15 protein-coding genes and 1 tRNA gene are annotated in these 15,386 nt (G+C 42.2%); 4 read left to right on the top strand and 12 right to left on the bottom strand.

The window, feature by feature from the left end; translation table 11 throughout:
• Positions 1 to 50 precede the first annotated feature (50 nt).
• Positions 51 to 374, top strand: coding sequence for a flagellar biosynthesis anti-sigma factor FlgM (gene flgM, locus N475_RS12200; RefSeq protein ID WP_063359578.1), 324 nt, complete (start codon positions 51 to 53; stop codon positions 372 to 374).
• Positions 367 to 795: a flagellar export chaperone FlgN gene (flgN, locus tag N475_RS12195; RefSeq protein ID WP_063359577.1), complete on the top strand. Its 429-nt coding sequence runs from the start codon at positions 367 to 369 to the stop codon at positions 793 to 795. Before flgM ends, flgN begins: the two co-directional genes overlap by 8 nt.
• Positions 796 to 870: 75 nt before the next feature.
• On the opposite strand, the gene N475_RS12190 is transcribed toward flgN, so the two are convergent.
• Complete coding sequence (locus N475_RS12190; RefSeq protein WP_063359576.1) at positions 871 to 1,341, bottom strand: LPP20 family lipoprotein; 471 nt, start codon at positions 1,339 to 1,341, stop codon at positions 871 to 873.
• A 124-nt stretch (positions 1,342 to 1,465) separates the two neighbouring features.
• Here N475_RS12190 and N475_RS12185 point away from each other — a divergent pair, with 124 nt between their 5' ends.
• Entirely contained in the window at positions 1,466 to 2,656 is a 1,191-nt protein-coding gene (locus N475_RS12185) for a flagellar assembly protein T N-terminal domain-containing protein (RefSeq protein WP_063359575.1), read from the top strand.
• A 72-nt stretch (positions 2,657 to 2,728) separates the two neighbouring features.
• Here N475_RS12185 and N475_RS12180 read toward each other — a convergent pair.
• The 10 genes from N475_RS12180 to N475_RS12135 form a co-directional block, all read right to left on the bottom strand.
• Positions 2,729 to 2,803, bottom strand: a tRNA-Arg gene (locus tag N475_RS12180).
• 169 nt (positions 2,804 to 2,972) lie between these two features.
• Complete coding sequence (locus N475_RS12175) at positions 2,973 to 3,614, bottom strand: FlgO family outer membrane protein (RefSeq protein ID WP_063365362.1); 642 nt, start codon at positions 3,612 to 3,614, stop codon at positions 2,973 to 2,975.
• A 5-nt stretch (positions 3,615 to 3,619) separates the two neighbouring features.
• Positions 3,620 to 4,276 (bottom strand): FlgO family outer membrane protein, encoded by a 657-nt coding sequence (locus tag N475_RS12170; protein WP_063365361.1) that lies wholly within the window; start codon positions 4,274 to 4,276, stop codon positions 3,620 to 3,622.
• 11 nt (positions 4,277 to 4,287) lie between these two features.
• Entirely contained in the window at positions 4,288 to 4,878 is a 591-nt protein-coding gene (locus N475_RS12165; RefSeq protein WP_063359572.1) for a FlgO family outer membrane protein, read from the bottom strand.
• Positions 4,879 to 5,006: 128 nt separating this feature from the next.
• Complete coding sequence (locus N475_RS12160) at positions 5,007 to 7,865, bottom strand: carboxypeptidase regulatory-like domain-containing protein (RefSeq protein WP_063365360.1); 2,859 nt, start codon at positions 7,863 to 7,865, stop codon at positions 5,007 to 5,009.
• Positions 7,866 to 7,939: 74 nt separating this feature from the next.
• Positions 7,940 to 8,746, bottom strand: a complete 807-nt coding sequence (locus tag N475_RS12155; RefSeq protein WP_155732577.1) for a fimbrial biogenesis chaperone — start codon at positions 8,744 to 8,746, stop codon at positions 7,940 to 7,942.
• A gap of 7 nt (positions 8,747 to 8,753) precedes the next feature.
• Positions 8,754 to 9,257, bottom strand: a complete 504-nt coding sequence (locus N475_RS12150; RefSeq protein WP_063359570.1) for a DUF4402 domain-containing protein — start codon at positions 9,255 to 9,257, stop codon at positions 8,754 to 8,756.
• A gap of 6 nt (positions 9,258 to 9,263) precedes the next feature.
• Positions 9,264 to 9,857: a DUF4402 domain-containing protein gene (locus N475_RS12145; protein ID WP_063365359.1), complete on the bottom strand. Its 594-nt coding sequence runs from the start codon at positions 9,855 to 9,857 to the stop codon at positions 9,264 to 9,266.
• Between the two features lie 162 nt (positions 9,858 to 10,019).
• A complete protein-coding gene (locus N475_RS12140; RefSeq protein WP_063365358.1) occupies positions 10,020 to 10,658 on the bottom strand; it encodes a hypothetical protein in 639 nt (212 codons plus the stop codon).
• A gap of 231 nt (positions 10,659 to 10,889) precedes the next feature.
• Entirely contained in the window at positions 10,890 to 11,741 is an 852-nt protein-coding gene (locus tag N475_RS12135; RefSeq protein ID WP_063365357.1) for a thymidylate synthase, read from the bottom strand.
• Positions 11,742 to 11,982: 241 nt separating this feature from the next.
• On the opposite strand from N475_RS12135, the gene N475_RS12130 reads away from it, so the two are divergent.
• A complete protein-coding gene (locus N475_RS12130; RefSeq protein WP_142050229.1) occupies positions 11,983 to 12,177 on the top strand; it encodes a hypothetical protein in 195 nt (64 codons plus the stop codon).
• Positions 12,178 to 12,223: 46 nt separating this feature from the next.
• On the opposite strand, the gene N475_RS12125 is transcribed toward N475_RS12130, so the two are convergent.
• Entirely contained in the window at positions 12,224 to 15,373 is a 3,150-nt protein-coding gene (locus N475_RS12125; protein WP_063365356.1) for an efflux RND transporter permease subunit, read from the bottom strand.
• Positions 15,374 to 15,386: the final 13 nt, after the last annotated feature.

Genomic DNA, 15,386 nt, shown 5'->3' with positions numbered 1-15,386 from the left:
GGAACGGTCGATATAAAGACTGAATCAACTTTTTTTAATGGGTCAATGTCATGGTTAATAACATTAACGGTCAAAATCAGCCGAATAGTGTTGCTAATAATGTTAAGCAACAACGTGCTGAATTGCAAAGAAATGATGCAAATAATACAGCAACTAAACCTGCCGCTCAGCAAAAAGCTGCCGCAGACTCAGTAAGCTTAACGCCACAAGCACAACAACTGAAGGGCTTACAAGAAAAGGCTCAGCAAGCACCGGCTTTCGATAGCAAAAAAGTCGAAGAGCTGAAAAAAGCGATTGCTGAAGGTAAATATCAAGTAGACTCAGAGAAGCTGGCAAAAAATATCGCAGCATTCGAATTCGATTTATATGGATAATAAAACTGAGCTGTGTATACAGCAATTAAATTCTCAAATCTCCTCTTTAGAAGCTTTGACCCAGCTTTTGGATGAGGAGTTGACGGCGCTTAGTTCAAGAAATGGTGATGGCTTAAAAGATATCGCTCGGCAAAAAATTACCTTCCTAAATACGATTCAAAAAACTGACAAAGACCTGTCTACTTTTCCAGCTGACATATTTAAAGATCCTGATGTCGTACCTCTGACCAAAAAAGTAAATACGTTATTGCATAAGTGTAAGAACCAAAATGAGGTTAACGCAAAGGCTGCACACCTAGCCAACATGACAGTCCGTGAGCTAAAAGAAATTCTGATTGGTACACCTACTTCAACAACTTACACAGAAGAAGGTAGCGTTGTTGAGAATGTTGGCGAGTTAGTCAAAAACCTCAAAGCTTAATTGACAAAAGTGTTATTAATTTAATGAGAAAGGCACGCCCATGAGAGCGTGCTTTTTTATGCAGGTGATGTTGTCTTAGTAATAAGTGACGCGTTGGATTTTTTTAGGTTTCACTTGACCAATATAAAGGTCATATACGGTTTTCATATCCAGCTCCAACTCAGTCGTGTAAATGTCGCCAACCGCATATGACTTCAACACCCTTGCACCACGAATAACGCCTTGCACCTGGCTTCTAAGTCCATCATTTTGCGCAATAACGCCTCTCACCGTGGTTGTCGCATTTAGCTGGTGGCCATATACTTGCTCAGCAAGTTCACGGTAAGCTTCTAATTTAGATACCTTTATCGCCATGAGCATTTTTTCACTATTGGTTGCACCTGGTTGCGCATCTAATGGTGCATAGCCAATCGCTTTTAAAACTGGGTAGCTATCCGGTTGCACGTAGCTATACTCCACATGTTTGTCGATAATGGAACTACATCCACTAAGACCAAGTACAAAACTTGCAGCAAGTACTTTGCCGATTTGATAAAACTTTCGCATGTGCTACCGACTCCTAAAACACCAATTAACGTTCGCAATATCATATGCACAAATTAAGCCAATACGATTGGCACAAGACTTGCCTTTATCTAATTAGATAGATTTTTGATATGGTAATTGCGTAATGAACAAAATTAGTTGTCTAGCACTTGTTGCTGGTGCACTTAGCTTCCCAAGCCAAGCTGAATGGTTTGAAGTTACAGGCTATGCAAATGCCTATACCTCAGACAGAGCAGCGGCTAGACAAGAAGCTGTACAGGATGCCATAACCCAAGCACTGATATTTTCTGGTGCAACAGTATCTAGCGTGCAAACGCTAGCTGACGGGGTCTTGGCACAGGACCATATCAAAATTAAAAGCCATGGCGAGATCCAAGAAATCAATTTGGTATCAGAAAACACCAAAGATGGCGTTATGAGTGTAACTTTACACTTAGATATTTTTCCAAAGCAGCAAAAGTGCCCAGAAGAGTCATTCAGCAAGCAAATTACTATAACCCAAAGTCAGTTAATTCAACCTCACCAAGCGAGGCTGGGTCAAATTTTTGACGTACACAAATCCTCTAGCGAACGTCTATATCAAACGCTCATGCAAAGAAACATGGCCGTAAAGCCAATTCCATTCATTGATAAAAGTTTGAATGTAAGAGCCTTTTTCTCACAAAACTTTGACTATGATAACCAGCTCATTGAGAGTTTAACGGCGACCAGTAATAGTCAATATGTATTACTCAGTCAAATAACAGATGTAGCCAGTACTCAACAACTCAACAGTGAATACGCATTTTGGCAAGATGATGAGTATGTACGCAGCTTTAAAATTGACTTTGTTGCCTTTGATGCGCTCAGTAAGGATAAGGTTTGGCAGCAGCACTACAGTGTTACTGGCATTTGGCCATTTGAGAAAACCAAGATTATTGATGTCTACAGCGATACTTTTTGGCACACCGATTATGGAAAACGTATACAAAGCGTCTTTAATAGCTTGGCTCAAGACCTAGATCAGGCCTTTGCATGTATGCCAACAAAGGGCAAAATTCTACATAAGGACCAAGATCAACTGGTCATTAACCTCGGACGCGCACATGGTATTAAAGAAGGACAAATTCTTAGTGTTGCCCACAGAAGTGATGTAGCAGGTGAAAGAAATCAGTTTTTCTCTCGCAGTATCCAAACCATTAATCGCGTAAAAGTTACTCAAGTCAATGCACAAAATGCCATAGCAGAAAATATTCAAAACCGTCCCATGAATAACATTCAAATAAATGACATTGTTGAGCTCATCATTACACCGCCTGAAGACTTCTCTCTTTAAATGTTTGGTGAACTCTAATTTTTCGACTTGCTTTAGGCTATGACTGAACGCAGGGTGATGTGATTTATTGACTGGCGTCCCCGGTAGGAATCGAACCTACATCAAAGCCTTAGGAGGGCCCCGTTTTATCCATTAAACTACGGAGACTAGCTGAGTAGTCTTTGTGCTTACTATATATAGCAGCTTAAGATGCTAAAATACAAGCAAATTTAATCAATTAGATAATACCTCTGCTGGCATTTACCTTGAACGTTGTGGGTCATTGGAAAAACACAAAGGCAGCGTACACCTGTTAACTGATGTACGCGCGATGATGTTAGTAAGAGGCTGTAGCTTGTGAGTCAAGGATAAAGTAAGGAATTACTATATTACTGCTAGCGACCACTAAACGGCTATCAAAGTTAAGTAACCGTGTATTGATTTCAACACCTCGATCTCGATAAATCATAGTGCCAGTCAACACATGACTAGGTGCTGGCTTTTTAGGCAACTGCTTCGCATTTCTGGATAGAATAAAGTCACCATTTGCCGTCACAGCAATACCTCGATGGGACTTAAAGTCCAGTGCAGGGTAACCCATCTTTTGAAATTGATGGATCATTGATTCAGCCAACTGATTCCCCAACTGGTTACTACGGCGCAAGCTATTGTCAAAGCTTACAAAGCTCGTAATCGCTACCGCGCTTGGTGCCACGCCAGACAATGAGTCCGAAAGCTCCAATGCGATTTGTCCTGCATAATTGGCTATCTGCTTATTATGTTGATAACTAATGAAGCCGGGATTTACATATTCAACATCAGTCATCGTATCAAGTTCTTGTGATAGCTGCGCTAATTGCCTGACCTGTTGAGCAGCTTTCGACTCGCCCTGCTGAGTGGGCACGATTTGGTTGTGAGAAGAAGATTCACAACCACCCAATACTGCTAGGCAAGTTAAAATTACGCCACTTCGTTTCATAGTAATTACCTACTTGCTCGTTCTAACCGAATGCCATCATGACCTATGCCATCTCTTAGTGCATTAACCACAGCTTGTGGTAAAAAGCCCTGTGCGGTACCAACTACCGCTTTGCTTTTAACACCCACAATACGTGCATTGACTAAAACCCCACCCTGATGATTAGCCAACGTACCAGCTAATACATAGTTGAATGTATGCTCATCAGAAAGCTCTAGGAAGTCGCGACTAAATATAAAGTCTCCAGTTTTGGTGACACGCATAAAGTCAGTGGTTTTAAAATCCACAACAGGCACACCAAAATTGTGCAGTTCGTGTATAAAGCTTTCGGATAGTTGATTACCTAATAGGGAGCCATAGTTGTAGTCTTCATCTAAAAATACAAAGGTTGCTACCGCGATTGGTGTTCTGTCATTCACATAACGCAAGTTACCTATCATGTCCTGCATTAAATTTTGAACATAATGAGTGACATTGCGACTTGCCATCTGCTGTGGAACCGTCATGCCATGCATACCACTGGGATGCGCTTGGAACTGGCTTTCAGGGGTAGCAAATGCATTTTTCTCAACCACTATGGCACTACGGCTACTCGTTTCATCTTCGGTAAGCGTGCAACCAAACAAAAGCGGTAAAATAAGCCCGAATGCGTACTGTTTCATATTTTTCTCCGTCAATATTGGCCGCGATGTAGTAAACCATCACGCATTTGTACCTGCTCTTCCCCCCACAATGTGGCTTTTGGCAAGCTTATGGACCCAGCTGACATAGTTTTATTGTTTACCATATCAATCAAACGTGCATGTATCGTATAAGAGTCAAAGCTTTCGCTGACTGTCCCCGTCAATACGAGGTCAAATTTATGGCGCTCTTTAAGCTTTTCGATATCACGGCTAAGTATGTTATCGGCATCATCCGACAAACTTATAGCTTTTTGCATACGAAATTCGACAACCTGCAACCCCATTTGAGTTAAATAAGTGATAAAGCTTTCCTGAACTTGATTGCTTAATCCCTCTCCCTGACTATGTATGGTGTCCATTCCCAGCTCACTGTCTTTATAAAAGCTTGTCACTGCCACTGAAGCGCCGGGCTTTAAAGGCCTACTATACTGACTCAACTGAGTTGCTAACTCGCCAATATAACTATGTACTGTTCGCACTGGTGGTGTATTTTTTGCTGTTGGTTGACTTTGGGGCTCAACAAACAAGCTAGAACTGCACCCAGCCATCAAGCCAATCAACACCAATAATAAAATTCGCATACTCTGCACCTCACAATTATTAAGTTGGGAAATGCAAAAATCGAACCAGATTAGTTTTTGAATTTTTAGGCTGGTAAGTTTTGACTATATATGGTGTGTACTACCCAAGTAAAAAGACGACAGATGCTTTACAAAGTAAGAGTGATCTTTTCGGCTGTACACTTTATTTGGTTTTTTGTCATCTTTAGGCAAGCTTTTGCCGCCCGCTCGGCATTTTTATAAAAAGCAAACCCAAGAAGGTAATTATTCTGTTGCTTGTCGTAGACATAAAAGGGCTTTGTTGAAAACAAGTGTGGTGATTTTTTTGATAAAATCAAAGCGTAAGTTTTTAATATAGACAAAGAATTAAACCGTCCACCGCTGGCTATCATCCCTTCACTTTCAATTAACTGCTCTACAACTAGATCAACATCGAGTAGCACATCCCCTCTGTCTGACAACATCACCTCGACTTTCTCTTTTTGCATAAGCCCATCTTCAGGTCGTTCTTTGACGCGAGCTTCGTAGTTGCCTGGACGAAGATTACTGAATACATAGTACCCATCAAATGCCGATTTGGACTGTGCAACAACTTTATTATCCTTATCCACTAATTCTATAGTCGCATAGGGTAAAGGTTGGTCGTCTCCATCTGGGAGTTTTTTGTATGCAATCCCTTCAATTTCTCCTGAATTCACTACTGGGTATTCTAAATATGCAATAAACCCTCTGCGCGGTGTCACTGAGCTGCCATCCTGTGCCGGAATGTAAAAAGGGTCTGGCAAGGAATCGATATCAAGTACAATATCTGTTTTCCGCTCAAGAGGCATATTGGTGAGCAGTGCAATACCTTTTGTATCCGTTTGCGCCTGAGCAAAGCTTTGAATTGATTTAACTCTCACCCCTTGCAGCACTTCATCTTGTTCATCAAAAACAGCATTATTGTTATTGTCTAAGAACACTTTAACCACAATTGAACCTGTGCTGGCCAACCTTCGGTCAGTCATCAGTAAAACGTCACTTTGATCGGCATAACCAAGACTAAACTGACCTGTAAGCCCTATTTGCCAAGTATCGTCCTGTTGATAGCTCAAATCGCCGATTAGGCGTAGCCTGTCATTATGCCAACTTAAACCCATACCAACCTCATAGCCGTCATGTAACAACGACTTTGTATAATCAAACTCTACATCAAGATCAGGTCCAATCGATTGACTTACTTGCAACTGGTAGTCAGTTAGTTGCTCTTGTGGCTCAAGCTGATAACCCAAACTCACACGGCTATACGTTTTACCAATACGCCCTTGCCAGCGAAATGCGCCAAACAATTCGGTTTCTGACAGGTTGGATTGCCTAGTGTAGTTGAGTTGATTGCTAAATGTGCCATAGCGGGTTGTCATGGCCAGCATATTGGTTGCCATAAAGTCCGATTGTTGCTCAAACTGCTCCCAACTGAATGTATTTTGGTAATTCAGCCTGACAGAACCATAACTATATAGCTTACCGGAAGTGCGAAAGTACACCTCCCTTGAGTGTATTTTAGTAGCCTGATCATGATTAGACTGACGCGTTCTATCGTTAACAATCATGCTAAATGCATGACCACCTACTTCCGTTCTTCCCTGCAATTGAGCAAGCTGGTTCCCCAAATCATCTAGACTAAAATCTAAGTTTATCAGTCCTCGGTCCCATAAATCGAAACTAAGGCCCGTGGCTATCTGATATTGATTCACCAGTTCCTGTAGCCCAAATCTGAATCCCGAATAAATAGCGATGTCATCACTTAGGCCATAATCAAATCGCGTCAGTAAATTCCAACCTGAAGTCTCTGTTTTAGTTTGGTCTGAGCCTAATAGTGTGCTTCCGTTGTCAATCACTGACGTATCAATGTAGTGCTCACCTTTGGCCACTGCATTTCCGGTAACATAGTATGAGCGCACTTCCTGCGCTATTTGACCTTGTGGCCCGTACAACACGACTTCAAACTCATTGCTGCCAAAATACAATTCGACCTTATCGAAATCATATAGCCCAGATTGAATATTTAACTGCTGCCCAATCATCAACCCATTGTGATAAAGCTCTGCATCCCAACCAACTTGAGCTTCACCGCTGATCCTAACAGTTTGGGTGTCGACCTCTTTGTACACAGGACGGTTAGTCATTCTGACCCCCAAGGCATGAGCAGACTGATAACCCCGGCCAATCTGCGTGCCCAATATATCCCCAAGTTCCAACTGATTTACTGCCAAAGGTCCTAAATTAATTGATTCTTGATATACACGCCGAGCTTGCAGCCGGCTTTGCCTAACCAACTCTTGCTCATCGCCGCGTATGAAGTAATTGGTATTCCATTGGGCGATATCTTGGCTTCCCTGAATAGTGTAATCTGCTTGCATGCCATTTTCTGTAGCTTTTAAACCAACTTGAAAATCGAGCAGCGGTGCACTCCAAATTTGATAGGGACTCGCTCGCCACGGTAAAACTGACTGGGGATGTATAGACTTAGTAGCAACCGTACGATTTTTTCGTGCTAGTCGTTGTTCAATGGGCAAAGTTTGCTGACTTTCAACCTGTATCTTGAGATCTTGATAATCAATAACAAAATTAAGCCTAAACCAATTGGCCAGCAAGCTAGCATCGACGAACACCTCTTCATCGAGACTGCGCCATTGTGATTCATGAAAATTCACTGTGCGACCCGCAATAAACGCCTGATTTGTTCTCAAGTTCAGAAAAAAAGATTGTTTTGGTTCAATGAACCAACCAAGGTAATGTGGCGGTTCTGTATCTAGTTGTGGCGAGATTGCAAAATCCAAACTAGAGAACAAGCTTTGCAGCTCTACTTGAATACTGCCATGTGTCTTGATTGCGAAAACTTCTGCGATGTAATGCTCTTTTATATACAAAGAAAGTAGTAACTCTTCCCCTATTGCGATGCGCGAACCGCCATTATGTTCAACACCAATATCAATACTCATGGGGCCAGTTGCTGTTTTAGCTGCCACATTGGTGCTTATGAAAAGCACGACTCCCCACAAATAAAAGGCACTCAAGTATCGCAATATTGCCTCACTTAATTCTAAAGGGTGAGAGCAAAAGTTTTTTGCGCCAATTCCTTACCTGCGTGCTCTTCCTGTCCATCATAAGTGACTTTTAGCTGACCTCGACCAGCTATTTTTTGGCCATTGAGAATATTGAGCTCAATATTTGCTTTCGCTACTTCAGGGTAAATCGCAAAGTTATTAGCAACCGAAACACGCTGCCATTGCTTTGTATTATGTGCTTTCCAATATGCCTGTATTTTGCCAAATGCACTTGCATGACCTTGTCGGCTTATATCTAGATGAATTACCTGCTGGCCTGCACTATTTAGCTTGAGCTGTGCGTCACTAATCGTAACGGCCGGTATCGAGACTTGTTTTCGATACACAATAGGAATGCTATAACTCAGAATCATATTAAGATTAATACCAATGGCTTGGGATACTCGATGCTGCTCGGTGGGCAATGCCTGAAAAAACAAGTGAGAGCGATACTCGCCATGCGCCATATCTTTTTTGCGTCTCAACGCCAACTTCACGACTTGCCTTTCACCAGGCGCTAGATGAACCTGCTTTGGCGTCATTCGTATCATATGACTTAACCGCCAAGGGCCAACCTCATCAGCCGCTAAATCCCTATATCCCCCCGATGCCAGCGCATGTTTCTCCTTCCACCCTAAGCGGTAGGTTTTTTCTTCTTGACTATTATTAATCAAAAAAACCTTCGCTGTGCGCTGACGTTCATCAAATACGACCCGAGTGGGGGATATCATTAAGCTGGCATGTACAAAACCACTGAGTAAGCTTGTTACTAAAAGGCCAGTTAAAACAAAGATTTTTTTCATATTTAAATTAGTAATTAACTTCAATACTTGCCCATACCCGATACGTGCCATCTGGGTATTGAGCTGGGTTTCCGGTAATCTCAATGGTGCCGCCAATATTCAAGTGCGCATTGCCGAGGGTGTCAGTGAACACTCTATCCGTATGCTCCAACTGGATAAGCTTAATCCCCGAAACAGCCAAGTTACTGTGAGACATCTGAGGTGTAATGATGTTGGTACTGACAGCCACATTTGTTTGCGCTGGTAATGAAGACAACATAATACTCGCAGCTTGAGCACCAGTGACAAGGTGAACACCGCCATTGGTGGCACTTTGGCCATTTGCTTTCACCTGAACACGACTAGCTTGTGCATGGTCAGAGATTAAAATAGTGCCAAAGTCTAAAGGCCTTTCGACAATTATGCGTGCATAACCATCAAAGCTCAGAGCTGCACTCAACGTAACTGTGCCAATTAAAAGCACAGCCGATTTGCGGTACTGCCCTATTACGGAGGCGCGATCCAATGTCATCTACACCTAGTAGCTCACCTCAATGGTAAAGGTGCCACTGTAACTTCCATCAAGATAATTTGCGGTGCCGCCGGTTGTCGTTTTTAGCGTTGCGCCAATGTTAAACAGAGCTTCACCTTTATCATCAACTTGGATTTGATTACCTGTCACATCCTGCTGACTCAAAGCGCCCGTTTCGATGTAATAAGTAAAAGTATCCATGGTAAAGCCCGCCGCATTTGGATTACCTCCTGATAGCACAATATTGGTTTCTACCGGATCGGTGATAGTCAAAGTTGCAAAAGGCACGACACCAGAGATTTTAAATTGAGCTGGCGCTCCTGCTTCGAGGATAGAAATCTCAGCTTTTGTGATGTCTGTTGATGTGACACTCGCGGCTTTACCTGTATCGGCAGGTATAACTAATGTTGCGGTATCTGTGCCCGTTGTATCTGCTTTTGCACGAATAGTACCAAAGAGCAAGTCAGATTGCTTTTCAAGCTCAAAAGCATTTTTAACCGTTACTTTTGCTTCAAATGTTCTTTGTTCACCCGCGTTTGATGCAAACGCCATTAATACTAATGTGCTAACAAAGCCGATTTTTCTAAAATTATTTTTCATTGTGTTATCCTTTAAAAATCACTTTAGAAGAACTTGTGATTTAAAAGTACTTCTCTTGCTAAGCCAAATAAGAGTATAAACTCTAAAAAATTGTCAAAGCTCCTTCTTTGTACAAGGTACAGCTCGTCATACCGTACATATAAAAATTCAATCTGATTTGATTTATAAATGCCTACAGCGTTTGGCGATATTAACCATCGCTTTGCAAAATACACTTGCTTCTTGCAATGAGGTAAACCCATTTGCCGTAACATAGTAGAGATGTTGCTGCTCGTTAGGCTCGACCAATTGAGTACGCACAGAGTTAAATACCAAATGGTAATGCTGCCTCACCTTTGCCAGTCGATCCTCAATGGTGTCAACCTGACGCAGAGCTATATCACGCTTTATATGAATACCTAATACCAAGTCTGGAATTAAAATCTCTGTTTCTGCGTCGTTTCGTTCACTTGCCAATTGTGTCGGTTGCACTTCACTTGCCAATTGTGTCGGTTGCACTTCACTGTGCATCGCAGCATGCTTAATCGTTTCTTTCTCTGGGTTTAGGTGTGTTTGAATGTCTGTCACCTGCGCTTCTTCTGACAGCAGTGCAAGCAACTGACTCAAATCCCCTTCCATCTGTGCAAGTCGCTCAATACTCGCTTTGTTCTTATCATAAGAGGCAATCATATTTTTATGGGCATGTATTGCTTCTTGTTGTGCAATCTTTTCTTCTAAAGAAAGTTCGGAGTTAACACACCCCGATAATCCCGATAAACAAAACAATAAGAACCAAGTTTTAGACCACGCGGTGGTAGGCATACTGCAAGACCCAAGCTAAATTAATTAACAAGACATACCAGTCTTTTTATAGGCCTTTAGACTGACTAAAAAATACTTATTTGTCCATAAAAAAGGATAAAACGCTTACCTTTCGCTCAAAAAACAATCTAAAAGTATGCTTTTGAGTAATAAACTCAGCTTTACATTTGTATTTATAAGGGAACAAGGAGGAATAAAAAAGCAGCATTTCAATGCTGCTTTTGACAATTTTTATACTGAGAAGGGATATTGAATTGCGTCGTGATATTGATAATTTGTTACTTCAAAGTCATCCAAAGTCACCCAAGTTTCCAAATCTTCAAACGTTTTGATATCTGGGTTGATATGTAACTGCGGAGATTCAAACGGTGTTCGTTTAAGCTGAACATCACGCATCAACTCTAATTGATCTTCATAAATGTGTGCGTTGACAATTTTATGGAATGCTTTACCTGGCTTCAACCCCGTGATTTGCGCAACTAACTTTAAAAGCGTAAACACTTGAATAGCATTGAAGTTACCACCTAAAGGCACGTCCTGACTACGCTGATAACTATTTAGATATAACACACCGTCTAAGATCGAAAACTGATGTTGAAACATGCATGGGCGCAAACAGCCTAAATGGAAAGAACCTGGGTGATAGAAAGTAATGATTTCGCCTCGATTATCGATCCCCTTAGATAAATCGTCGATAACTTGTTTAACCAAGTCGACGCTACCGCCATCCGGTTTAGGGTAATTCCTCGCTACAGCCCCATACACAAAGCCCATATCGTCTTCGCCTTTGCGATTCGGGTTATTGAGCCAATCTTGGTTGTCATTTGCGTTGGCATTCCAGGTGTTACAACCTATTTCTCTGAATTGGGCTGCACTGTCGTAGCCTCGTAAATAGCCTAACAGCTCGGCAATTGCTGCTTTCCAATAGCTCTTTCGCGTTGTAACAAGTGGGAATTCGTTTTTATCAACATGATAGGTTAGATCAGCGTTAATCACAGTAAGACACCTTTTACCCGTTCTGGTGTTCTCTACCCATTTGCCTTCATCCACGATACGCTGGCATAAGTCCAAATATTGCTTCATTTATGTAACCCTATCACTAAGCTTAATTTTGATGTTCGTTATCATACACTGCCTCCCCAAGCGACACCATCATTGTCACTGTGAGTTTATCTTAAGTGCGCCCAACATTAAGGTGAATGTGGCACTACAAACCACCCTGTAAAAATACAAAATTCCAACCTTTTAAAATAAACAATTAACTTATTCACACCCTGGTGATAGATTAACCATGGAAAAACAACAATTAGATAAGGAAAGTAAAATGAAATTAGCAATTAAAAAGAACAATCTGAAACGCTTATCTAGCGAAAAAGCGATGAGCTCAAAAATGACAAGACTAGTTGCTGGTGGAGAACCAGATCTATGTCCAACCGTGGGCAATGCAACCTGTGTGGTAGCGCTAAACAACAGCGGCTGCTTTACAGCTCGAGATCAAGATTGTCCTGTCGAATTTTAGACTGATAAACTGAAGCAATACCACAGGGTATTGCTTCAAAATAACATTAACTTGTGGCTTTTAAAGACATATTAAACCGTTCAATTTCACCGCGTTTAAGTAAGCTATACACTGCAGGTAACACAATCAGTGTTAGCAGCACTGCACTACTCATCCCACCAACCATAGGCGCCGCGATACGACTCATTACTTCAGAGCCCGTGCCTGTGCCATAAAGGATAGGTAACAGGCCGATAATAATTGTTGCAACGGTCATCATTACCGGACGTACACGTAAGCCAGCACCATGTAATAGTGCCTGATTGTAACTGTCGACTGAAATGGGCGTAGACGTTGACAATGCTTTTGACTTTAAATCAGCTAAGGCTTGGTTTAAATACACAAGCATGATCACACCGATTTCAACCGCAACACCTGCTAATGCAATAAATCCAACGCCCGCAGCTACCGAAAAATTAAACCCTTCTATATACATTAACCATAATCCCCCAATTAAGGCCATCGGGAGCGTGACAATAATCAAGGCAACTTCACTCAGTGCTCTGAAGTTCATATATAGCAGTATTACTATGATGGCCAACGTTAGAGGAAGCACATATGAGAGCTTTGCTTGTGCCCTTTGCATATATTCATATTGACCCGCCCACGTAATTGAATACCCCGCAGGAAGCTTAAGCTCTTCTGCTAAATACGCTTGAGCATTGCTCACATAGCTGCCGATATCCACTCCGTCGATGTCGATAAACGTCCAACCATTGATACGCGCATTTTCGCTCTTAATGCCAGGAGGTCCATTTTCAATATAAACATGAGCGACGTCACCCAAAGCAATTCGTTGCCCTGTTGGCGTGATCACAGGTAATCGAGATAACTGTTCAGGTGAATCTCGGTAGTCCTGAGGGTATCTTAAATTAACGGGATAGCGTTCTTGCCCTTCAATCGTTTGGGTTACATTCATACCGCCAATAGCGGTGGAAACCACTTGTTGTACATCTGCAATGTTAAGCCCAAAACGGCTCGCTTTTTCACGAGAAATATCAACTTTAATATAGCGACCACCAGCTACACGCTCAGAGTAAACCGAAGCGGTGCCTTGAACGTTTGGTAAAATTCGCTCAATTTGTTGCCCAATTTCTTGAATAACATCAATATCTGGACCCGCGACTTTAATGCCCACAGGGGTTTTAATGCCTGTGGCAAGCATATCTATACGCGTTTTAATCGGCATTACCCAAGCATTGGTGACACCCGGTAATTTAACCAGTTGATCTAGTTCAGCTTTCAAGCTTTCTGTTGTAACCCCCTCACGCCACTGTGATTGGGGTTTGAGCTGGATGAAAGTTTCAATCATTGTAAGTGGAGCCGGATCTGTGGCGGTTTCTGCCCGACCAACTTTACCAAACACATTGTCGACCTCTGGCACAGTGCGAATCAATTTATCCGTTTGCTGCAACAGTTCTCTCGCTTTACCAATTGAGATCCCTGGGTAAGTGGTTGGCATATACATGAGATCCCCTTCGTCCAACGGAGGAATAAACTCACTGCCTATTTTATTGATGGGATAAAAGCCAATCGCAGTGACAACAATAGCAGCTAAGATTGTCAGCTTAGGGAAAGACATTACTTGTTTTAGCACCGGTAAGTAAATTGCAACCAGCGCCTTATTCAAAGGATTTTTATCCTGAGGTACAACCTTTCCTCGAATAAAGTAACCCATTAAAACTGGCACTAAGGTGATCGCTAACCCTGCAGATGCAGCCATCGCATAAGTTTTGGTGTAAGCCAAAGGTGCAAACATCCGTCCTTCCTGTGCCTCCAGTATAAACACAGGTAAAAATGATACAGTAATGATCATCAAGCTAAAGAAAAGCGCAGGGCCCACTTCAGAAGCTGCTTTGGCAACGATTTGCCAGCGGTTGTCTTCTGTTAGTGGCGTTTTCTCCATATGCTTGTGCATATTTTCAATCATTACAATGGCACCATCGGTCATCGCACCAATTGCAATAGCTATCCCTCCTAAAGACATGATATTGGCATTAATGCCTTGAAAATGCATAACAATAAAGGACACAAGGATCCCTAAAGGCAGTGTTACTACGGCAACAATTGATGAGCGTAAATGAAATAAAAACACCACACACACCAACGCAACAACGGCTAACTCTTCAAGTAATTTGCTCCATAAGTTATTAACCGCACGCTCAATCAGTTGAGAGCGGTCATAAACAGGTACAATCTCAACACCTGCGGGTAAAGATTTCTTTAGTGAAGCTAATTTGGCCTTAACCCCCTCTATTGTTTGCTGCGCATTCTCGCCATATCGCATGACCACGATGCCGCCAACCACTTCACCCTCTCCATTAAGCTCGGCAATACCACGACGCATCTGCGGTCCAACTTGCACGTTGGCCACATCGCCAATCGTCAATGGCGTACCTTTCATATTGATACCAAGTGGTATGGCTTCAATATCGGAAACGGATTTTATATATCCAGTCGCAGTAACCATATACTCTGCTTCGGCCATTTCAACCACTGACGCGCCGGTTTCTCTGTTACCTTTTTTCAAAGCCACTTCAATCAGGCTTAAAGGCACATCATAAGCTCTCAATTTATCTGGGTTTACTTCAACTTGATATTGTTTAACCATGCCGCCCACAGCTGCAACCTCAGAAACCCCAGCAACAGTTTGCAATTCATATTTTAAAAACCAGTCCTGAATACTGCGCAGCTGACTAATATCATGGTTACCCGCTCGATCAGTTAGTGCATAGATATATACCCAGCCCACACCCGTAGCATCGGGGCCTAACTGCGGCTTTGCTGTTTCAGGTAGACTCGCTGAGACTTGGCTTAAATACTCTAGTACTCGGCTGCGTGCCCAGTACAAATCGGTATCATCATCAAAGATAATGTAAACATAAGAGTCACCAAAAAAAGAAAAACCACGCACCGTTCTTGCCCCTGGTACCGACAACATGGCTGTCGTAAGCGGAAACGTCACTTGATCTTGAACCACCTGTGGCGCTTGACCTGGGTAACTGGTCTTCACAATGACTTGTACATCTGACAGATCTGGAATTGCATCAACGGGTGTATTTTTTAATGAATAAACACCACCAAGCGCAACAATCACTGTCACGAGTAACACAAAAAAGCGATTCACCAGTGACCATCTAATAATAGACTCAATCATAATCTAATCGCTC

The sequence above is a fragment of the Pseudoalteromonas luteoviolacea DSM 6061 genome (assembly GCF_001625655.1).
Classification (GTDB): Bacteria; Pseudomonadota; Gammaproteobacteria; order Enterobacterales; family Alteromonadaceae; genus Pseudoalteromonas; species Pseudoalteromonas luteoviolacea.
Note: the sequence above shows the minus strand (reverse complement) of the source record. Positions and strands in the feature narration are given on the sequence as shown.